Consider the following 21,300-nt stretch of genomic DNA (forward strand, 5'->3'; position numbering starts at 1 on the left):
AAATGTAGTATTTGCTCTACAGTATACTCCCTCCACTATCGATTGGAATCCTTCTGTAGCATTGGTAATGATTATGTGTAATCTATTTTCGATCGCTGTTGGTCGTTATGCAATTCAAAAATCAGGACAAGGACCCGATTTACCAGTGCCAAAAGCTGAAGTATGGGATAATTTTGGAGTTCCTGAATTATTAGCAACTACTAGCTTTGGTCATATTCTTGGTGCAGGAATGATTCTTGGCTTGAGTAATGCAGGAGTTCTCTAACATTTATCATTTAATATCTTTGCGCTCGGTATGAGTTTCTTGTTGACCAAAGATTAATGAATATTCAATCTGTAGTGGCTCGAATCTACTATGGATTGAATAGTAGATGTTTTATGGAGTAACAAGTAATTCTAGTTTTGTTTCATTCAATTGTGTTATTAGGCTAAGAGGCATAGCAGGTTGAGTGATACTGGCTGCATAACCAGCACAGAGACAGCCAAAATCAGGAGTTTCGGCAGAATAGCGATCGCTAAAAAAGAGTAAGCCTAATTGTTTGATATAATTTTGCCCTATTTTAGGATCGGGGCCGATAGCAGTTTCAGGAATCGGAATACTACCACTAGATTCATTGAGAGTGGAAAAATGAGTACCCTCCTTCATCAAGACTAAATACTTTTCAGGAACGTTGAGCCAAGTAAAAGGTCTAATTTGTTCTGGTAAAGCAGGAGTTACAGGATCGGCACTACCAGAAACTAACATAGTCGGAATATCAATCTTACTCATGCCTTTTTGACCAAAAATCGCGCTGGTGAGAGGATTGATAGCGATCGCCGATGTAATTCTGGGGTCTTTTAAATTAGTAGGAGTTGTTTCTGGTGGTAATTCTAATGCCAAACATTGTAGGAATAAAGAAACATTAAAAGAGCTATCTAAAGCTTGACAAGCTGTGTTTAAAGTAGCAAAGTTTAGCTCGGCACCTGCTAAAGCAAGAGCCGTATAAGCACCAAAAGATTGACCAATAATACCGACATCTTTAGTATTAATTTGCGAGCTATATCGGGCTTCAATTTGGTCTAATAAATAGGTAATATCCAGAGGACGGTTAATAAACTCTTCAGGAGGAGTAACATCGTTAGCAAAACCCTCTAATAAGTTTTGAATTTGAGATGCATTACTCCCTGGATGTTCTGGGACAGCCACCGCAAAACCATAGGAAGCTAAATAGCGTGCAAAGTAGGCAAAAGTAGAGCGATCGCTACCTAAACCGTGGGAAATAACAACTAAAGATAAAGGTTGATTGTTAATAGTTTGCTTTGGTAAATATAAATCTACAGGAAAGGTACGCTGACGTTGGTTATCTCTCAGAATCAAGTTTTCTGTTTGATAAGAAAATCTTCCTACACCGTTAATTCCTTCTGGAAAAGACTTGTTTTCTGTTATTATTTCAGTTAAAAAATTGTCTTCAACTTCTGCGATCGCTTGTTCGGCAGTTTGAATAACCTTACTTAATTCCTTAATAATTTCCAACCCTTGTTCTGAATCAATTGTTATTTCTGAAGTAGGAAAAGTTTTTAAAAAATTTAAAGGGGTTAAACCTTCTTCGGATGCTGCTGCTAAAATTAATGCGGAGCGAATTGCGTAAAAACCTGATTGTCCTGCCCTAGTTCTCACAATTTGCCCTACTCTTTCTAAAATTCTTTCTCCTTGATAAGAATAGAAAAATTGCGCAACAGATAAGGGTTGAATATCCGCTTTTCTTGATAAGCCAAATCGTAAAGTTTCTAACTGTTCTTTAGTTAATAAATCTGCGTAATCAGCTAGTTCTCCTGTCATTTTCCCTTCTTGAGCATAAACTCTTAAAGATTCCACTGAAAGAGAGAATTCTAAAGGGCCATAATTTACAGAAATTTCTTCCGCAGCTAATACTTTAGGTGCAGTAAAATTACTAAGGGTTAGCATAAAGCCTAACTTGAAAATAAATGATTTCAAGCTATGATTAAAAATCTTTTTTTGTTTATTATTAATAATATCTAACATGGTACAGTAAATATTGGGAAAGTATCAATTTGATTACTATTATTGTTGCGGTTAAAAGCTATTTTGAGAGTTGAACCGCAACCCTAACCTGACTACGATCTTTTGCTCCAGAATCTCTCTTGGTGTGGATTCAGTAACCTACTCGCTGTAGCTACCATTAAAAAAGCAACTATTATCTTTAGATCCGCAGAAAGAAACATTTATCTTTCTCTACCGTCAAAGAAGCCATGAAGAACGAGGAATAAGGAACGAAGACATAAAATGCTTTTACTTTATTACCTCCAATTAATATAGATACACAGCATTAACTAGGAATCTTCAAGAACTCAATATCGTCATGTCATTACAATTTACAAATCGCAAATTATATATGTCTTGGGTAAAAACCACATTAATTACTGGTTTAATGACTGTTAGTGGGGGTCATGTTTATGCCAGTCCCCTATCAAATGAAAAGAACCCTGCACAAAATAATTGGCAACAGCTAATACAAGTAGTGAGCCAAAATAGTTCTCAACCTCCAGACGTAATTATCGATTCCGATTCTAACAATTCTGGCAATAGAACGAGCGATCGCAATAGTTCCACTACCACTACCACTACCACTAGTAGCGATACCCGCTTTACCTGCGATTATATAAATGGGGAATATACTGTAATGTATAACCCTGAAAGTCGGGGTAGCGATTCTTACCCTTGGGCAATTCCCAGTCAGCTAGGAGGAAATTGGACTCCTGAAAGACGCTGCAATGAAATTACTAGCCGTCTCGAATCCTATCGCGATGATGGTTTATTGGAAATGTCTACAGGAGTAGAAAATGGCTATGATACTGTTTGTGTCACGACTCAAATCGATCCTACAGATTGTCGCATCGTTTTAACGGTACCTCCTGGTCAAGACCCCCAAGTTACCAGAGATTTGGTATTTGAAAATTTGTTAATTGCTGATGATGGACAGCAAACTCAAGGGGTTTATACCTACGGAGACGACAATAATGGGCAAGATATTCTTGGTGAAATTGGCAATATAATTGGAGGGGATCAGCCTGGTAATTCTAGTTCTCCTGATAAAATTAATTTACGTCCTTTCCTCGATCCCGCCGATGGTGGTACGGGAACAAAGCTCAAAAATAATGCGGTTTCTCCCAGTGGCTCAACCGATTCTAGCGGTGATGAACGCAAACCTGCTATTTTTGAGTAAGAGTCTCAATAGTTAGCTAAAATTGATGTCCAAACCCAGTCTAGGAACACGATTATTTATTTCTCATCTGTTAGTAATGATCGTGGGTCTAGGCTGTTTTGCGATCGCTGCTAAAGTTTCTTCACCTCGGATGTTTGTACTGCGTCTCGAACAACTAGAAAAAAGAGGTCTTTTTACAGTGCGCTCGGCTCGTACCTATTTAGTAGACGGCTTTAACATTGCTTGGAATATTGGTGCATTGTGGTCTTTAGTTTTGGGAGCAACCGCAGCAGGAGGCATTAGTTATGTGGCATCAAAAAGAATTATGAAACCTCTCAAACAAATGAAACAAATCGTTCAGCAGTTTGCAGCAGGAGATTTGGGGGAAAGAATGCCTGAGAGTGAAATACCCGAATTAAATCAATTAGGGGTTAGTTTTAATTCGATGGCGAGTAGCTTAGGCGATGTAGAAACAAGACGACGGGATTTAATTAGTGACTTAACCCACGAATTACGCACCCCTTTAACTGTGATGCGTGGTTATCTTGAAGAGTTAGCCGACGGCAAAATCGAAGGCTCGCCAGAGTTATATCTCAGGTTAGTTAGAGAAACCAGACGCTTAGAAAGACTAATTAGCGATCTGCAACAACTCTCCCAAGCTGAAGCAGGTTATCTTTCTATTAATTTGCAAGCTGTTAATTTGATGCCATTGTTGAAGTCTCTCGTCGAACGCTTTCAAGATCAACTGTTAGAAGAAGGTCCCACCATCAAGCTGATATATCCCAAAGAATTACCTCCAGCGTTAGCCGATATCGATCGCACAGAACAAATTTTAGTTAACTTATTAGGTAATGCAGTACGCTACACCAAAACTGGCTCGATTACCGTTAAAGCAGAAAAAGCCAATAACCAAATTTGGATTGAGGTCAAAGATACGGGTATTGGTATTGCACATGAAGATTTACCCTATATTTTTGAACGTTTCTGGCGTGCAGATCGCTCTCGTTGTAGTAATTCGGGGGGAACAGGTATCGGTCTGGCAATTGTGCGCCGTTTAGTGGAGTTGCAAGGTGGAAAAATTCAAGTAAGTAGCATTTTGGGTAAAGGAAGTGTCTTTCGTTTTTGTCTTCCCACCGCATAATAGATCGCGATTTAAAGGATTACGGCATATACAGGACGTGGCTATCTGTAGGACTCATTGGTTGAATTAAAATTATAGTAATTTCAAATAGAAACCACAAGTTACTCAGTACTACTTTTTATCCTTTATGCCCTAAAGGACTCACCGATGGTCGCGCGACGGCGAAGCCGAGTCCTAAGGCGGAAGCGGTATCCGTGATAGGCATCCTTTTACCAATGTTTAACAACGTAAGGAAATTAATTGGAACGACTATAGTCACTAGTCACTCTCAGTACTCTACTAATCATTTAATCCTGCAAATCAAGCAAATTCTCATAATTCCAGTACAAAGACAATAAATTATTTTTAATTTACAAAAAAAACGATCGCTCTACTTAAAGATCGCATTCTACCATCGCTATTTTTTAAATTTCTGTTTTATTTTTCCTGAAATACTCATATATCGGTATTTTAGCAACTTTTGAGTGTAAATTTTCAGCATAAATACTTACTTGCGATCGCTCTACAATTTCTCAAGATTAATATTGTTTATTGTTTTTATTTATTAAAATAAAAAGCATAAAATCTTATTTTTAGTTTTTTTTACAATTCATATTGATTTTAAAAGTACTTTAAACAGCAATAATACTTATAAAGCCTACATAATCTAATTAACTTTTATTTTTAATCTCACTGACTCTTTATTTTTCGCTATTAATAAGTAAATAATAAAAGCAAAGAAATTTCCCTCAGATAACAAGAGGGGATTAAAAAGAGGATAAAAAACGTGGGACAAATAAGATTAGCTGTATACGGTAAAGGCGGAATTGGTAAATCTACAACTAGCTGTAATATTTCCGCAGCTTTAGCCAAAAGAGGCAAAAAAGTCTTACAAATTGGCTGTGACCCTAAGCACGATAGCACATTCACCCTTACAGGCTTTTTAATTCCTACTATCATCGATACTCTACAGGAAAAAGACTTCCACTACGAAGATATTTGGCCCGAAGATGTTATCTATACAGGCTATGGTGGCGTAAGCTGCGTTGAAGCTGGAGGACCTCCTGCGGGTGCTGGTTGCGGTGGTTACGTTGTCGGGGAAACAGTTAAACTCCTCAAAGAATTAAACGCTTTTGACGAATACGATGTCATTCTCTTTGATGTCTTAGGTGACGTTGTTTGCGGTGGTTTTGCTGCACCCCTTAACTATGCAGACTACTGTTTAATCGTGACTGATAATGGCTTTGATGCTTTATTTGCAGCGAATCGTATTGCAGCATCAGTAAGAGAAAAAGCTCGCACCCACTCCTTACGCCTTGCAGGTTTAATTGGTAACAGAACATCGAAACGAGACTTAATTGATAAATATATCTCTCATGTTCCCATGCCAGTGTTGGAAATCTTACCCTTAATTGAAGACATCAGAGTATCTAGAGTTAAAGGTAAAACTCTCTTTGAAATGGCTGAAAGCGATCCCTCTTTAAGCTTTGTTTGTGACTACTATCTCAACATTGCCGATCAAATTTTGGCACAACCAGAAGGAGTTGTACCCAACGAATCCCAAGACAGAGAATTATTTAGTTTACTATCTGATTTCTATCTCAATCCTACTAAGCCAAAAGAAGAAGAAGACGAATTAGATTTGATGATGGTTTGATCCCGTAGTAGTAGGGTGGGCATTGCCCACCCTACAATAACGATTTATTTTGAAAATTTTAGGTCGCTTTCTGGGAAAAATAGATTTGTACAACGATTTATGGCTTCCAGAAAAAACATGATTAATTTCCTTGAACAACCCGAACAATTCAAAGCTGTTCTAAAAGACAAGTGGCTAGATTACTATCAAGCAAATCGTCATTGGTTACAAGCCTTAATGAATGAAAGTGGAAATTGGTACGACCGTGTTAGTTCTTATGAAGAAGAAGAATTAGAACAATTAGGATACACCGATTATAGTCCTAGTCGTTTGGATGATTGCTTCATGTTTGGAGTACTTAGCATCTTAGAACCACAAATTAAAGGACTATTTACTTTAGTACCAGGATCACCTGATACCTATCTTAAGCAATTAGATTTAGACTTCGACCCAGAAATTGAACTGAAAAACCGTTCTCTACAACAATCACAACAACAAATAAATACAGAATCTCAATACTTAGACAAAATCAGAGAAGAGATAAAAACATGACCATTACACCCAACCAAACACCAAGCGCATTAAACTTTGAGTGTGAAACAGGAAACTATCATACCTTTTGTCCTATTAGCTGTGTAGCATGGCTATATCAAAAGATTGAAGATAGTTTCTTTTTAGTAATTGGTACAAAAACCTGTGGTTACTTCCTACAAAATGCCATGGGAGTAATGATTTTCGCCGAACCTCGCTACGCAATGGCGGAATTAGAAGAAGGGGATATTTCAGCCAAATTAAGTGACTACGAAGAATTAAAAAGATTATGTTTGCAGATTAAACGCGATCGCAATCCTTCTGTTATAGTATGGATTGGTACTTGTACCACCGAAATCATTAAAATGGATTTAGAGGGTCTAGCACCCAAATTAGAAGCAGAAATCGGTATTCCTATTGTTACTGCTCGTGCTAACGGCTTAGATTACGCCTTTACCCAAGGAGAAGACACCGTACTCGCTGCAATGGCTCACAAGTGTCCCAAAGAAGCACCCAAAGCAGAAGCAGAAAAAGAAGAGCGCAACGCTATTTCTAAATTAATGAACTTCGGTAAGAAAAAAGAAGAAGTTAAACAAACAGAAGCAGAATACAAAGATCATACTCCTTTAGTATTATTCGGTTCATTACCCGACCCTGTTGTAACTAACCTTACTTTAGAACTGAAAAAACAAGGCATTAAAGTAGCGGGTTGGCTTCCTTCCAAACGCTTCACCGAATTACCAGTCATCGAAGAAGGTTACTATACTTGCGGTGTTAATCCTTTCCTATCCCGTACCGCTACCACTTTAATGCGTCGTCGTAAAACCAAACTCATCGGCGCACCCTTCCCCATAGGTCCCGATGGTACTCGCGCTTGGATTGAAAAAATCTGTTCTGTACTCAACATAGAACCCCAAGGATTAGAGGAAAGAGAAGCCCAAATCTGGGAAAACCTAGAAGATTACATCAAATTAATACGCGGTAAGTCCGTTTTCTTCATGGGTGACAACCTATTAGAAGTTTCCCTCGCAAGATTCCTCATCCGTTGCGGTATGACTTGTCCTGAAATTGGCATCCCCTACATGGATAAACGTTACCAAAAAGCAGAATTAGAGTTGCTAGAAAAAACCTGTAACGAAATGGGTGTAGCACTTCCTAATATCGTTGAGAAACCCGACAACTATAATCAATTGCAACGTATCAAAGAGTTACAACCAGATTTAGTTATTACTGGAATGGCACACGCTAACCCCTTGGAAGCTAGAGGTATTAACACCAAATGGTCTGTGGAGTTTACTTTTGCCCAGATTCACGGTTTTACTAATGCTAGAGATATTTTAGAGTTAGCAACTCGTCCTATGCGTCGAAATAATAACCTGAAAGAGTTGGGATGGGAAAAGTTAGTTAAAGAAGAAGCGCAAGTTTAGTGACATAACTTCTGAATTATATAAGGGTGATTTGCTAATCACCCATTTTTACTTATATTCTATTGTTTATATAGAAGCTATGATTTTTAATTTGTAAATGGTTTCTTAACCTAAAAACAATATCTCTCGTTTCAGAAATACATTTTTCCACTTCACTTAAACTAGGTCTATAAGAGTATTTATGAACAACTTGATTTCTTAAATTAGGGACTTTGGTGTTTAGCAATTTGCAAAATAAATCTCTTAGTCGTTGATTTTCTATGTTATTAATTGGGCTACTCCAATTTTGTATATCTATTGATTTCACTTTGTTCAATGAGTTTTTATCAAGATATTGCTTAACATTTTCAATTGTTTGTAGAGAGTTTTGATTGATATAAAGATCGAAAAAAATATTTCTTAAATGGGAAAAAGTGTATTTTTCCATATTTTCCGATAACAAGCTTGAAATCAAGTTAAAATCAGATTGAGTATTAATAAGTCTAGTTTTATATGGTAAAAATAGCAATTTGGTCTTAATACTATAAAACAAGAATAATTCTAGTGCTTGAGCTAAATTGAGAATACAGTACATATACCGTTTCTGCTCTTTTATAAGATATACATCATAAATGAGGTATTCATAAGCCTCTCCTATAGAATCACCATTAATATTAAATTTTAGATTACATTTATTGCACTCCACAGTTTTAAAACTAATAGATTCTATTGTTTGTAAATCAGTTATACGATTATAAATATTTTTGCTGCTACAGTAGGGACAGTCAGTAATAATATTTTCGTAAGTAAATTTTGGATTTCGAGAATATAAATAATCCATATTTGTATCTAGTTACTACTATAGTATAATTCCCAAATTTATTATTGAAGTCAAACTCAAAATCGAAAAAAATCAAACAATAAACTAAAATAATGCAAGTCCCCATTGATGCAATTATTTCAGAATCTAAACTTACTAAATACTTATTAGTGTTTAAACCTCGAAATGATAAATCACAGTTTTTAGCACAAGCTGGCTATACTATAGAAAATTGGCAAATTTTAAAAGAAGCTATTTTACAGATTAATCGAGAAACTGAAGCAATAGAAGATAGAACTAATGAATATGGAATTTTTTATAATGTCTATGGAGAGTTACAAGGAGTTAACGGTATTAATTTATCAGTAGTTACAATTTGGCTCAGACGAAAAAGCGATAATAAATTTCAATTTATAACTTTGAAACCTGGAGATTTATAATACTATGAATTTAGAACTTTATACAGAAGTAGCTTTAAAAATAGATATTCCAGAAGACAATCTGAAAAAAGGAGATATAACTACTTTAATTGATTTTATTCCCCATCCACAAGATGGCGAATTAGGATGTGTGTTAGAGGTATTTAATGCAATAGGACAATCTATTGCAGTAGTTACAGTTCCTAAATCAGCGATAAAAGCTTTAGCAGAAAATGAAATTTTAACTACTCGATTGTTAGAAAAATTATAAAAAAATAACATGGTAACGAATAAGATTAGAAGTTACAAAAAATATTTATTAAAAGCTCTAACTGACCCTATCGAAGCTAAAGAATATCTCAATGCAGCACTAGAAGACGAAGACCCAGAAGTTTTTTTGATTCTCCCGAACTTTACTTGTAAAACTAACTTGTAAAGTCCCAAGTCAAGAAACTTCTTAGTCGAAAATTATCAAAATTTCTAAAGCCATATGCTCTTCTTTTTATCAACTTAAGTTTATTATTAATTCCTTCAACTACTCCTTGTGTAGTTCTCTCGTCAAAATAAGCAATAATTTCACCAATCCATCTTCTTATTGTTCCGAAGCTTTTAGGAAAATATTTAGAGACATCTTTTAACCAATCTGCTATGTCTAATAGTCCCTCCCTCCAATCTTTACTAGTTTCAAAAATATCTCTTAATTCTTCTTTTAAAGCGTGCATTTGAGTTAAAATAGGAGCAACTTTTTCGACTTCCTTTAATTTCTCTTGTTCAGTTTCGTTTAAATCTTCTTCATTTTTTAGCAAGACATATTTGCTCTTTTTTAATCCCTCTAATATAGTCTCTTTTTTTGATTTACTTTTGATTTTTTCTGTTTCCCTTTTAATTTTCCTTCTAGCAGCATCTAATTCATCATTTACTTGTTTCATAACGTGAAATCTATCGGCAACTATTTTTGCTTGAGGCATTAACTTTTCAGCAATACTTTTATAAGATTTCCATAGGTCTATACTTACTTCTTTTATTTGAGATAAAATCTCTTCTCCCCAAGCTTCTAGGTATTCTACAATCTCTTTTTCTCGTCTTTTCTCTATAAGTCCTACTATTTTTCTTTTATCTAAATCAACTAAGAATGTAAGTAGGGTGGGCAATGCCCACCCTACCCTTAATGCTTGTCCGATGCGTCGAAATAATAATTTAATCATAGGGGCGTTTCGCGAAACGCCCTTATTTTTATTGAAATCTCAAAAATAGCGACAGAATACTTAAATTAAGTACCCTAAAATCATTCCTGTGAGCAAAATAAATCCAATTGCCACATTTTGACTAAAGATGTTACCGTACTCAGAACGAGGTAAATCGGGATTGCGTAAAAGAATATATTGCCAAATCCAGATAGCATTTGCGATCGCTAAACAAGCCCAAAAAGGCAATTCTAAAGCTAAACTACGTCCTAAATAAGCCATTAAAATCGATGTGATGACGTAAAAGAAACCTACTGCTTCGGCTGCATAGTTACCAAAAAAGATCGCGCTGGAGTTAATCCCTACCTTGAGATCGTCTTCGCGATCTGACATCGCATATACTGTATCAAAACCCAGAGTCCAAGCTACGGTAGCCCCCCACAGAAACCAAGTAGCAGTGGTAATATTAGCAGTTACCGCACTCCAACTGATTAAAACGGCAAAACCCCAACAGAGAGATAGCACTAACTGAGGTACAGGAAAAACTCGCTTTGCCAAGGGATAACAAATAATAAAAGGAACAGCAGCCACACAAAGCCAAAAACTCAAAGTATTGAGGTAAAAAGCCAATACCGCAGCACAAGCAAGGGAAATTGCAAAGATGACAATACCTACTCTGACAGATAAGGCGCGGGAAGCCAAAGGACGATTTTTTGTGCGATCTACTTGAGGATCGAGATCTTTATCCCAAAAATCGTTGACTACACAACCTGCTGCGCTAGTAGCCAATGTTCCTAAAATCATCACCCCCACCAAAGGAATAGGAGGATTACCCTCTGCTGACAAAAATACCGCCCATAACGCAGGTATCATTAAGATTAATCTGCCCGCAGGTTTATCCCAGCGTAACAAGCGGATAACTTTTTGCCATGTAGGTTCGTTAATAGTTGATTGAGTCATTGCAACAAAAGATACTAAATAGATAAATATATTAAATATTCTGGTTTTACTTTTCTAATGGGTAGGTGAGACTATATGCTTATTTATGAGGGATCGTAAAGCTATTTTGACATAATATTTATGGTTGATTCGATATACAAACCGAATACTGAAATTGCTACCAGTCAGGGAATAGCCAAAAAACAAAAGCAAACTATTGCTGCAATTGACATCGGTACTAATTCAATTCACATGGTAGTAGTTGAGGTTGAACCCTCTTTACCAGCTTTCTTTATTATTACGAAAGAAAAAGATACTGTCAGATTAGGCGATCGCGATCCGAAAACTGGTAATCTAACATCAGAAGCTATCGAACGCTCTCTAGCTGCTTTAAAACGTTGCAAAGACTTAGCAGAAAGTCTCAAGGTAAATCAGATTATTGCAGTGGCTACCAGTGCTACCAGAGAAGCCAAAAACGGCTTGGAGTTTTTACGACAGATCCAAAAACAACTGGGCATTACAGTTAATCTTATTTCAGGACAAGAAGAAGCGCGACGTATTTATTTGGGTGTCCTTTCAGGAATGGATTTTGGAGATCGCTCTCATGTAATTATTGATATTGGGGGAGGTTCAACAGAGTTAATATTAGCAGACAATAAGCAGCCCCGTTTCCTGAGTAGTACCAAAGTTGGTGCAGTACGTTTAAGCCATGAATTTGTCACCACCGATCCTATTAGTAAGAGCGAATTAGCTACTATTCATGCTTATGTAAGGGGTATGTTAGAACGATCTACTGATGAGATTTGGGCTAATTTACAACTTAATGAAAATCCTTGTTTAGTTGGAACTTCAGGCACAATTGAAACCCTTGCTGCAATTGACGCTTTAGAAAAACAAGGGACAATTCCTAACCCTTTAAACGGCTATGAACTAAGTCGTGACGATCTAGAATCTATTGTAGACAAACTAGCAGGTATGACCTACGAAGAAAGGTTTAATATACCTGGAATTTCAGATCGTCGAGCCGAAATTATTGTACCTGGAGCTATCATTCTGCTAGAAACTATGAAAATGCTCAAGCTAGACTCGATTACTATCTGTGAAAGAGCCTTGAGAGAAGGAATCATTGTTGACTGGATGATTAACAATGGCTTTATAGACAATCGCCTAAAATATCAAAGCGAAGTCAGAAGCCGTAATGTTTTAAAAATTGCTAAAAAATATCAAGTTAATCTCGAATCAAGCCAGAGAATTGCTCAATTTGCCCTGAATCTCTTCGATCAAACTAAAGACTTTCTCCACGATTGGCATCAAGAAGAACGAGAATTACTCTGGACGGCAGCTATTTTACATAATTGTGGTACATATATTAGTCACTCTGCTCACCATAAGCATTCTTACTATTTAATTCGTAATGCAGAACTCTTAGGATTTACCGAATTAGAGTTAGAATTAATCGCTAATATTGCTCGCTATCATCGTAAAACTAAGCCCAAGAAAAAGCACGAAGCTTATAACAAACTACCCCATAAAAATTATCAATTAATGGTCAAACAATTAAGCGCAATCCTAAGAATTGCCGTTGCTTTAGACCGCAGACAAAAAGGAGCGATCGCTAAATTTTATAGTGAAGTGAAACCCCATAGTAGAGAGCTACATTTACATTTAATTCCCCAATATATTGGGGATGATTGCGCTTTAGAATTGTGGAGCTTAGACTATAAAAAAGAAGTTTTTGAAGAAGAATACGGCGTTAAATTAGTAGCTAATCTCTTAGCTCATGAACTTAATATAAGCTAGTTAAAAAGTTATGGTCATTCCAATTACTTTCCTTGCATTGTTAAACATCAGTAAAAGAATGAAGGATGAAAAATAGTACTAAGTAACTTGTGGCTTTTATTAGGAATTACTTAATATAGCAATACGATCTCACGTTAGGACACTTATTACTCATTACTCATTACTTATTACTTACGAGCAATCAAATAGACTCTGTCCTAACTCAACTTTGTACGGCTATAGTATCCGAACTTTAATTTCTTAATGTCATACCATTTATCAAAATTTGTTCTGTCATCTTTTGAGAAAAGCGGTCTGCCTTTGGCAGCGCGTTGCCATCGCTAATTAATATTTGAAAACAACAATTGGTAGCTTTCTACTCTTTAAAATCGCCAAAAATGAAAAAAACGCCTCAAACTAGATCGTAAAAATTTATGCAAGAGTTAATGAGTACACAAAGGCTAATGTCTTTCCCTTAAAATACCTATCTATGTAGCATTTATGCTAGTCACCCTCTCCCATATAAAATGTTCAAGTGCTTCAACCTTGGGATATGAAACACCTGAGTATAAGTTTAGTTAATCTAAAATAGTTAAGGGTTTAGGTTTTAAACAAAATTATACATAACTTATCAATAAATAACTTTTAATTTTTAACTGCTATGACAACTTATGATTGGATTGTAATTGGTGGGGGAATTACAGGTTCGGCTTTGGCTTATGAACTAAGTACAAAAAGTTTAAAAGTGCTGTTATTGGAAAAGGATATTCAAGCCGATAATGCTACGGTGTATAGTTATGGTGGTTTGGCTTATTGGTCTGGTACAACTCCTTTAACTCGTCAATTGGGACAAGAAGGCATTGAACTACATCGTAACCTTGCTACTGAATTAGATGCAGATACAGAGTTTTGTGAATTAGATTTATTATTAACTGTTAATGCAGATAATAATCCCGCAATAATAGCCAAAAATTTTAAACAGTTTGCTATTCAACCAGAAATTCTTAATACTCAAGAAGCGTGCCAGCTTGAACCTTTGCTTAATCATAAAGCTATTTCGGGTGTTTTAAAACTACCCCACGGACAAGTTAACGCTCAAAAAACCGCTCTTGCATATCAACAGGCTCTTACTCGAAATAACGGCATTATTAAGTATGAGAATGTAACTGATTTTGTCCGCCAACAAAACGAAATTCAAGGAGTTATTACTACAGATAATACTTATCACGCTGCGAATACGGTGGTTTGTGCTGGAGGTTTAACTCACTCTTTACTAAAAAAATCAGGTATTCCTAGCAAAACTTATTTTACCCACGCTCAAGTCATTAAAACTGCTCCTATAGACCTGAAACTAAATAGTATTATCATGCCAGCAATACAGGAAAGATTTATCTTAGAAGATACGGGAAAAGACTTAGAAGAAAAATCTGCTTGGGAATATCCAGACAACGAGATAGTAAAGTCTATTTTAGACGCAGGAGCAGTACAGTTAGACGATCGCTCTTTATTCCTAGGTCAAATTAGTACGATTATCACTAACCCACACTATACCCCAGATATAGCCAAAGCAGAGCAGCAAATTCGTCAATCAATAGCCCAAATTCTACCTGAGTTAGCCAATATACCAGGGACTTGTCACCATTGCTTAGTAGCCTTCAATACCGAAAAGATAGCTACTATTGGTAATCTCAGCAATCTTCAAGGAATTTACCTTTTTAGCGGTTTTACCAGTACCATCGTCTTTGCTCCTCCCTTAGCAAAACGCTTTGCCAATTGGGTAGCGGGAGAAACCGAACCCATTATCGAGCAGCTTAACCTCTAGAAATTAACCAGAATAATGTTCAATTATAAATGAAAAATGAAACAAGGCGATCGTGAATTACTGGTTAATGAAATCTGAGCCTAGTGCTTATAGTGTTCAAAACTTAGAACAAGATCGAAAAACTATTTGGGATGGTGTCAGAAACTATCAAGCACGAAATTTTCTACGGAAAATGAACAAAAATGACCTGGCTTTTTTTTACCATTCCAATACCAAAATACCTGGGATAGTAGGTTTGATGCGAGTTATTGAAAGTGATGCGATCGACCCTACTCAATTCGATAAAGAAAGTAAATACTACGATCCTAAAGCCACACCTGAAAATCCTCGCTGGCAAACTGTAACTGTAGAATTTGTGGAAATTTTTCCTAAAATGATTCCTCTAACTCAACTTAAAACTGAGTTTGATGGCGATCAACTTTTAGTAGTCAGGAAAGGAAATCGTTTATCAGTTATGCCAATTGCCGAAGAAATTGCCCAACAAATATTAGACATGGCTCATGCTAATAAGTAATTGATTTAAGAGCAAATCAACACGCCATATCTAAAAAATTTCTTATAATATATAGCGTGGGTATATAAGCATAGTCAGACAGTAAGTGTAAAATTTCGTTGCTGAGCATCAATGGTAGATCGACAACAGCCTCATTTATCGAGGGAAGAAATAAAAGCCAAAGCCTATGAAATGTGGCAGACTCGACAAGAGAATGGAGAACCAGGAAATGCTGAAGCTGATTGGCAAGCTGCAATTGAAGTGCTTACAGAAGAAGCGAATCTGGCTCGGATTCGACCGAGACAGCAGGGAGGACTCAACCCATTTCGGTCACTAAAAAACTTCTGGACATTTCTTCTCAATCAAGAAAATCGCGATTGAAATCGTGTTATGTCCCTCAGAATCTTAGATTTAGCCGATAATAATGAAACTCAAGTTCAGAGAGTAGAATTTTATTTTAAACATCGTTACAAAGGCTTTAATTATCGTATCGGGAAGCTGACTGAATATTATAAATTTAAAGATATCGAATTAGTAATAGAAGATTTGCGTTCGATGCAGCCCAAGATACAATAAAAACTTTATGTTTCAAAAACTATTTATTCCTAACCCTGAAGCTGAAAAACCCTCTCCTTTGAGTCCTCGTAAAGGAGTCATTATTGGTGTGGGTCAAGTGGGACTGGCTTGTGCCTATTCTCTTTTGATTCAAGACTGCTTCGATGAATTAATTCTGCAAGATATAGCTAAAGATAAAGTTGAAGGGGAAGTAATGGATTTACTTCACGGAATGCCTTTTCTATCTCCTACCGACCTTAAAGCGGGAACTGTAGCTGATGAGGGACGCAATGCCGATTTAGTAATTATTACGGCTGGTGCTGCTCAAAAACCAGGAGAAAGTCGTTTAAATCTAGTCGAAAGAAACATCACTATCTTTAAACGTATCCTGAGTGATGTGGTCAAGAATTGTCCCAATGCTATTTTGCTGATTGTCAGCAACCCTGTTGACATAATGACCTATGCTACCCTAAAAATTTCTGGATTTCCCAGTTCTAGGGTGATTGGTTCGGGAACAGTTCTCGATACGGCTCGTTTCCGTTCCTTACTAGCCAGAAAATTAGAAATAGATGCCCGCAGCGTTCATGCTTACATTATCGGCGAGCATGGGGATAGTGAAGTTCCAGTCTGGAGTACGGCAAATGTGGCTGGGGTAAAACTCGTTGCCAAGGATTGGGAAAACCTCAATGCTGCCGAACAAAAGGAGTTAAGCAGCATCTTTGACCAAGTAAAAAATGCTGCTTATGAGATTATCAAGCGCAAAGGATATACCTCTTATGGCATTGGATTAGCTGTAACCGATATTGTCAAAGCTATTTTACGCAGTCAAGAGCGCGTTCTTACAGTCAGCAGTCTGGTTGATGGACTGTATGACATTCATGATGTTTGTCTGGGTTTACCTACAGTTGTCAACGAAAAAGGCATAATGAAAACAGTTAATCTAGCTCTTAACCAAGCTGAAGAGAAACAACTGCAACATTCTGCTCAAGTTCTGCGGGAAGTTTTTACTCAACTAAAACTATAAATATCTACTCATCAAACTTATTTTTTTAATAACACAATCAACATTTTAGTTTTCACAGCATGATTTTTAGAGAAAAACTGGTAATAGTGGGTGGCGTTGTTGAGTGATTCAATAATGGCTCGTTTATGGAGTAAAATCCTTTCTATCAAAGGAACTAAAACGATTTTTTAGGTTCTTGCGGTAACGAGTAATCAGTTTGATAGTAAATCCGATTCTGAAAACCTAAAATTGATTTCTTGTAGCTTATACTCAGAATGAGATAGCTCTGGTATCAACTCAAGATTTGACTATATTTTCTCCTCTAATTCTTCTGAATAATTGAGCTAACCCATAACAAAGATTATCAATATAGGTAAATAAAACAGGCACAACTACCAGAGTTAATAAAGTAGAAGTGGTAAAACCACCAATTACGGCAATTGCCATCGGACTGCGTACTTCACCATCTGCGCCTAGTTCTAATGCAATAGGCATCATTCCTGCAATAGTAGAAATAGAAGTCATTAAAATGGGACGTAAACGGGATACTCCAGCCTCTACTACAGCTTTAAATTGGGGTCTACCCTGCTGAATTCCTGCTAGAGCAAAATCCACTAATAAAATAGCGTTTTTAGTCACTAAACCCATTAAAAGAACAATCCCAATTAAAGCAAAAAGTCCTAATTCTTTTTGAGTAATTAATAATCCCAGTAATGCCCCACCAACAGATAAAGGAAGAGCAACTAAAATCGCTAGAGGATAGAAAAAATTGTTGTAAAGCAGCACTAAAATAGCATAAATACACAAAATAGCTAGAGCTAAAGCACTACCAAAACGGCTAAAAATATCTCGCATAATTTCTGCATCTCCTGACGGCTCTTCTGATACTTCTGGAGGAAGAGGGTTGATTGTGGGTAAAGCTCTAATGCGAGTTAAAGCATTTCCTAAAGAAATACCCTGTAAGTTGGCTTCTACCGTAACGCGACGGTTGCGGTTAAATCTTTCAATTTCGGCAGGACCACTACCAAGACGAATTCTTGCCACTGATTTGAGAGGGACTAATCTATCGTTATCCCCAGGGATCAATAAATTTTGGATATTTTGGATATTTTCGCGTTGTTTGGGGTCAATTTGCACTCTAATTGGGATTTGCCGATCGCTGAGGTTAAATTTTGCTAAATTGGAGTCAGTATCGCCTATAAGTGCTAAAGATGCCGTATTGGCGATCGCTTGTACTGATACGCCTAAATCCGTAGCTCTTTGGGCATTGGGTTCAATAATTAATTCAGGTTTGACTAAACTCAAGCTGGAGTCAATTTCTACTAACCCAGAAATATCAGACATCTGAGCTTCTAAATCTTGAGCAACGGCAGCTAAAGCAGTAGGATTATTGCTACGTAATACCAGAGAGACATCTTTATTTCCGCCACCTGCGCCTTGAGAGCGAAAGCTAATTTTTGCCCCAGGAATAGTTTGAAAAGTATCCCGCATTTGTTCTTGAAACTGCTGTTGACTAATCTTGCGTTCTGTTTTTGGCAACAATTTTACGTAAATAGTTCCAGAATTAACACTCTCGCTTCCTGCATGGACTAATACTCGCTCTACTGCGGAATTATCTTCTAAAGTGTTGCTAATCTGTAAGAGTAATTTTTCTGTGTTTTCCAAAGGTGAGCCAGGAGGTAAGCTAGCCACGATGGTACTTAAACCAGTATCACTGCTACTAAATAAACCTTTGGGTATAAAAGGAACAAGCTGCAAACTGGCAAAAAAGAAGAGTGCTGCTAAAACTAAGGTAGTGATGCGATTAGTCAAAGCCCACCTCAATAAGTCACGATAGGGCTGTGGTCGAGCTTTTTTCTGACTTGCAAAAGTATTCGTAACTGGTTGTCCCTTGGTAAGTAGCTCGTTAAGATAAGCTTTCGCGATAACTTGACTCGCAGAAGGTGCAATTTCACAACGAATTATCTTCATACCTTGGGAAACATTAAAAGACTTAACCTTTAACAGATAAGCACTCATCATTGGTGTTACCGTACAGGCAACCAAAGTAGAAAACATCGTCGAAACCGCTACTGTCATCCCAAAAGGTTGGAAAAACTGCCCTGGGATACCTCCCATAAAGGCGACAGGAACAAATACAGCTACAATAGTTGCCGTCGTCGCTACCACTGCTAAACCAATTTCTTTTGCTCCATCTAAGGCTGCTTTCAAGGGCTTTTTGCCCATTTGTAGATGACGGTCTATATTCTCTAACATACAGATGGCATCATCGACCAAATTACCAATAGCTAAAGCTAGAGCTAACAGAGTCATTCCGTTAAGGGTATAGTTAAAAGATTTCATGACCCAAAAAGTAGGAATAATTGAGAGGGGTAATGCTGTAGCCGTAATAATAGTGGCTCGCCAGTCTCGCAAAAAAATACCTACTGTCAAAACTGTTAACCCACAGCCAAAAATGAGAGCGTTAACAGTACCATCATAAGAACCCCGAATCGAATCAGCACGGGTAAAAATAGTTTGTAGTTTAATATCTTCAGGAAGGGTAGTTTGTAATTTAGCAACCGCCTCTCTAACATCTTCTTCCACTTTCACTAAAGTACTCCCAGTACTTCTTTTAACAGCAAAAGCTACTACCGATTTACCATTAAGATATGCCGTTTGAGTGGATTCGGCAAAACTATCTCTAACTGTACCCAACTTACTTAAACGAACCCGTCCCCCATTATCCAAGCGAATGGGATATCTTTGGATATCGCGGACTGTCCGCGCACTACCTAAAGTACGTACATTCTGTTCTCTACCCCCTAACTTGGTTTTTCCTCCAGCAAGATTGATATTGTAGTTGCGAATTTGCTGATTAACTTCGCTAGCCGAGATTTTATAAGCTAACAAACGTTCGGGATTGAGATCGACGCGAATTTCTCGATCTTTACCTCCCCAACGGTCTATTTGTCCTACTCCTTGGATATTTAAGAGTTGAGGAATAATGGTTAGATCGACTAAATTACTTAGATCGGCTACCTCTCTTTTCTCTGATTCCACCGCATAAGCAATCACTGTCCCGCCTGAAAAACTCAGCTTATTAACTATCGGCTCATTAACATCTTGGGGTAAATCAGAACGAATTTGCGAAACCGCATTTCTCACATCATCAGTTGCTTGATTGCTATCTGTACCTAATGCAAAATTAATTACTGTTGTCGATCGCCCTTCAGTAATGGTAGAACTAATCTCGTCGATATTATCTAAATTAGCTACTGCATCTTCGATTTTTTTGGTTACTTGGGTTTCTAACTCTGTAGGACTTGCTCCTCTTTGAGTAACTTTTACACTTACCGCAGAAATATCAATATTAGGAGTATCATCAATACCGAGACTCAAAAAAGAAGTAATGCCAATAATACCTAAAATCAGAAAGGTAACAACGGTGGGAATTGGATTTTTAATCGACCAAGCAGAAAGGTGAAAAGACATAAAGAGCAATCACAATAATTACAGAATGTTACAACTTATTAACTAAATACATTATGACTGCTAATAAAACTCTTGAGGCAATTTCGCTGTTTCCCCAAGGAAACCTAACTTCTCTGCTGGTGATGTTACATGGTTGGGGAGCCAACTACCAAGATTTAGCAAGCTTATCTCAAATGTTGGATTTGCCTGAGTTTGGTTATTTATTTCCCAATGCACCTTTTGAACATCCTCAAGTACCAGGAGGTAGAGCTTGGTATGCTCTAGAATCTCCAAATTACACTGGTATCGATGAAAGTAGACAATTATTGTTTGATTGGCTAAATGCTTTAGAAGATAACACCAATATTCCTTTAGAAAGAACTTATGTCACGGGATTTTCTCAAGGTGGTGCCATGACTCTAGATGTTGCGTTGATGCTACCCGTAGCTGGTATCTGTAGTATAAGTGGCTATTTACATTACGAACCAAAACCCTTAGAAGATGATGCACCTCCTGTATTAATTGTTCATGGTAAACAAGATGAGGTTGTCCCCATAGATGAAGCTAAAAATGCTAGAGATAAATTAACTGCGATTGGAGTTGAGGTGCAATATCAAGAGTTTGATATGGGACATGAAATTACGCCCCCTGTATTAGATTTATTGCAGAAGTTTATTAGTAATTAGGTCAACACGTGAGTGGAATAGCGCAACAGCCTTGCAGGAGGGTTTCCCTCCGTAGACAAAGGACTTGCACTAAAGCACTCGCTTCGCGTCGTCCGCATGTACTGTTGTAAGACAACGCGCTTAGCCCTCTTATGTCACTTTCCGAGATGGGAATTACAATAGAAGAAATATTTAGAAGCGGATAGGTAGAGAGGGCAATGGATGTAGAATTGCAGATTCTTAAACATTTAAAGCGATCGCCAACACCGACG

At 37.1% G+C, this 21,300-nt stretch carries 20 protein-coding genes and 1 pseudogene; 16 read left to right on the forward strand and 5 right to left on the reverse strand.

Features of this window, described 5'->3' with window-relative positions; translation table 11 throughout:
* On the forward strand, nt 1-265 hold a 265-nt coding region (gene psaK, locus H1P_RS17135; RefSeq protein WP_222427095.1), incomplete at its 5' end, for a photosystem I reaction center subunit PsaK.
* Between the two features lie 111 nt (nt 266-376).
* Here psaK and H1P_RS17140 read toward each other — a convergent pair.
* The gene (locus H1P_RS17140; RefSeq protein ID WP_144869566.1) at nt 377-2,023 is read right to left on the reverse strand and encodes an alpha/beta hydrolase; all 1,647 of its coding nucleotides are present in this window, start codon (nt 2,021-2,023) and stop codon (nt 377-379) included.
* A 370-nt stretch (nt 2,024-2,393) separates the two neighbouring features.
* Between H1P_RS17140 and H1P_RS17145 the strand changes: the two genes are divergently transcribed.
* The 5 genes from H1P_RS17145 to H1P_RS17165 all read left to right on the forward strand — a co-directional run bounded on the left by H1P_RS17145 (nt 2,394) and on the right by H1P_RS17165 (nt 7,917).
* Nucleotides 2,394-3,224, forward strand: a complete 831-nt coding sequence (locus H1P_RS17145; RefSeq protein WP_246141762.1) for a COP23 domain-containing protein — start codon at nt 2,394-2,396, stop codon at nt 3,222-3,224.
* 25 nt (nt 3,225-3,249) lie between these two features.
* Nucleotides 3,250-4,344 (forward strand): sensor histidine kinase, encoded by a 1,095-nt coding sequence (locus tag H1P_RS17150; RefSeq protein ID WP_144869570.1) that lies wholly within the window; start codon nt 3,250-3,252, stop codon nt 4,342-4,344.
* Between the two features lie 766 nt (nt 4,345-5,110).
* Nucleotides 5,111-5,980 (forward strand): ferredoxin:protochlorophyllide reductase (ATP-dependent) iron-sulfur ATP-binding protein, encoded by an 870-nt coding sequence (gene bchL, locus H1P_RS17155; protein ID WP_186376007.1) that lies wholly within the window; start codon nt 5,111-5,113, stop codon nt 5,978-5,980.
* Nucleotides 5,981-6,097: 117 nt separating this feature from the next.
* The gene (locus tag H1P_RS17160; RefSeq protein ID WP_222427096.1) at nt 6,098-6,511 is read left to right on the forward strand and encodes a DUF5331 domain-containing protein; all 414 of its coding nucleotides are present in this window, start codon (nt 6,098-6,100) and stop codon (nt 6,509-6,511) included.
* Nucleotides 6,512-6,513: 2 nt separating this feature from the next.
* A complete protein-coding gene (locus H1P_RS17165; RefSeq protein ID WP_186376009.1) occupies nt 6,514-7,917 on the forward strand; it encodes a ferredoxin:protochlorophyllide reductase (ATP-dependent) subunit N in 1,404 nt (467 codons plus the stop codon).
* 52 nt (nt 7,918-7,969) lie between these two features.
* Here H1P_RS17165 and H1P_RS17170 read toward each other — a convergent pair whose 3' ends face one another.
* A complete protein-coding gene (locus H1P_RS17170; protein WP_144869576.1) occupies nt 7,970-8,737 on the reverse strand; it encodes a hypothetical protein in 768 nt (255 codons plus the stop codon).
* 92 nt (nt 8,738-8,829) lie between these two features.
* Between H1P_RS17170 and H1P_RS17175 the strand changes: the two genes are divergently transcribed.
* From H1P_RS17175 to H1P_RS17185, 3 genes are read left to right on the forward strand one after another with little or no spacing between them, the layout of a single operon-like run.
* Nucleotides 8,830-9,156: a DUF6883 domain-containing protein gene (locus H1P_RS17175; protein ID WP_144869578.1), complete on the forward strand. Its 327-nt coding sequence runs from the start codon at nt 8,830-8,832 to the stop codon at nt 9,154-9,156.
* Nucleotides 9,157-9,160: 4 nt separating this feature from the next.
* Entirely contained in the window at nt 9,161-9,406 is a 246-nt protein-coding gene (locus H1P_RS17180; protein WP_144869579.1) for a DUF4926 domain-containing protein, read from the forward strand.
* A 9-nt stretch (nt 9,407-9,415) separates the two neighbouring features.
* Entirely contained in the window at nt 9,416-9,571 is a 156-nt protein-coding gene (locus H1P_RS17185; protein ID WP_246141764.1) for a hypothetical protein, read from the forward strand.
* Here the strand turns inward: H1P_RS17185 and H1P_RS17190 are convergent.
* Both H1P_RS17190 and H1P_RS17195 read right to left on the reverse strand, forming a co-directional pair.
* A pseudogene (locus tag H1P_RS17190) lies at nt 9,561-10,265 on the reverse strand (ISL3 family transposase); the annotation flags it as partial. The gene H1P_RS17185 and the pseudogene H1P_RS17190 sit on opposite strands and share 11 nt — an antisense overlap.
* A 135-nt stretch (nt 10,266-10,400) precedes the next feature.
* The gene (locus H1P_RS17195) at nt 10,401-11,279 is read right to left on the reverse strand and encodes a 4-hydroxybenzoate solanesyltransferase (RefSeq protein ID WP_144869581.1); all 879 of its coding nucleotides are present in this window, start codon (nt 11,277-11,279) and stop codon (nt 10,401-10,403) included.
* A 120-nt stretch (nt 11,280-11,399) separates the two neighbouring features.
* Here H1P_RS17195 and H1P_RS17200 point away from each other — a divergent pair, with 120 nt between their 5' ends.
* The 6 genes from H1P_RS17200 (at nt 11,400) to H1P_RS17225 (ending at nt 16,931) form a co-directional block, all read left to right on the forward strand.
* Nucleotides 11,400-13,058 (forward strand): Ppx/GppA phosphatase family protein, encoded by a 1,659-nt coding sequence (locus H1P_RS17200; protein WP_144869582.1) that lies wholly within the window; start codon nt 11,400-11,402, stop codon nt 13,056-13,058.
* 640 nt (nt 13,059-13,698) lie between these two features.
* Nucleotides 13,699-14,859, forward strand: coding sequence for an NAD(P)/FAD-dependent oxidoreductase (locus H1P_RS17205; RefSeq protein WP_144869583.1), 1,161 nt, complete (start codon nt 13,699-13,701; stop codon nt 14,857-14,859).
* Nucleotides 14,860-14,911: 52 nt separating this feature from the next.
* Nucleotides 14,912-15,373, forward strand: a complete 462-nt coding sequence (locus H1P_RS17210; protein WP_144869584.1) for an EVE domain-containing protein — start codon at nt 14,912-14,914, stop codon at nt 15,371-15,373.
* Between the two features lie 111 nt (nt 15,374-15,484).
* Nucleotides 15,485-15,733, forward strand: a complete 249-nt coding sequence (locus H1P_RS17215; RefSeq protein WP_144869585.1) for a hypothetical protein — start codon at nt 15,485-15,487, stop codon at nt 15,731-15,733.
* A gap of 9 nt (nt 15,734-15,742) precedes the next feature.
* A complete protein-coding gene (locus tag H1P_RS17220; RefSeq protein WP_186376008.1) occupies nt 15,743-15,928 on the forward strand; it encodes a hypothetical protein in 186 nt (61 codons plus the stop codon).
* A 7-nt stretch (nt 15,929-15,935) separates the two neighbouring features.
* Complete coding sequence (locus tag H1P_RS17225; RefSeq protein WP_144869586.1) at nt 15,936-16,931, forward strand: L-lactate dehydrogenase; 996 nt, start codon at nt 15,936-15,938, stop codon at nt 16,929-16,931.
* 276 nt (nt 16,932-17,207) lie between these two features.
* On the opposite strand, the gene H1P_RS17230 is transcribed toward H1P_RS17225, so the two are convergent.
* On the reverse strand, nt 17,208-20,384 hold the full coding sequence (locus H1P_RS17230; RefSeq protein ID WP_144869587.1) for an efflux RND transporter permease subunit: 3,177 nt from the start codon (nt 20,382-20,384) through the stop codon (nt 17,208-17,210).
* A 53-nt stretch (nt 20,385-20,437) separates the two neighbouring features.
* On the opposite strand from H1P_RS17230, the gene H1P_RS17235 reads away from it, so the two are divergent.
* Entirely contained in the window at nt 20,438-21,049 is a 612-nt protein-coding gene (locus H1P_RS17235) for an alpha/beta hydrolase (protein ID WP_144869589.1), read from the forward strand.
* Nucleotides 21,050-21,300 lie beyond the last annotated feature (251 nt).

Origin of the sequence: Hyella patelloides LEGE 07179, assembly GCF_900659865.1 — a bacterium.
In the GTDB taxonomy this organism is placed as follows: domain Bacteria; phylum Cyanobacteriota; class Cyanobacteriia; order Cyanobacteriales; family Xenococcaceae; genus Hyella; species Hyella patelloides.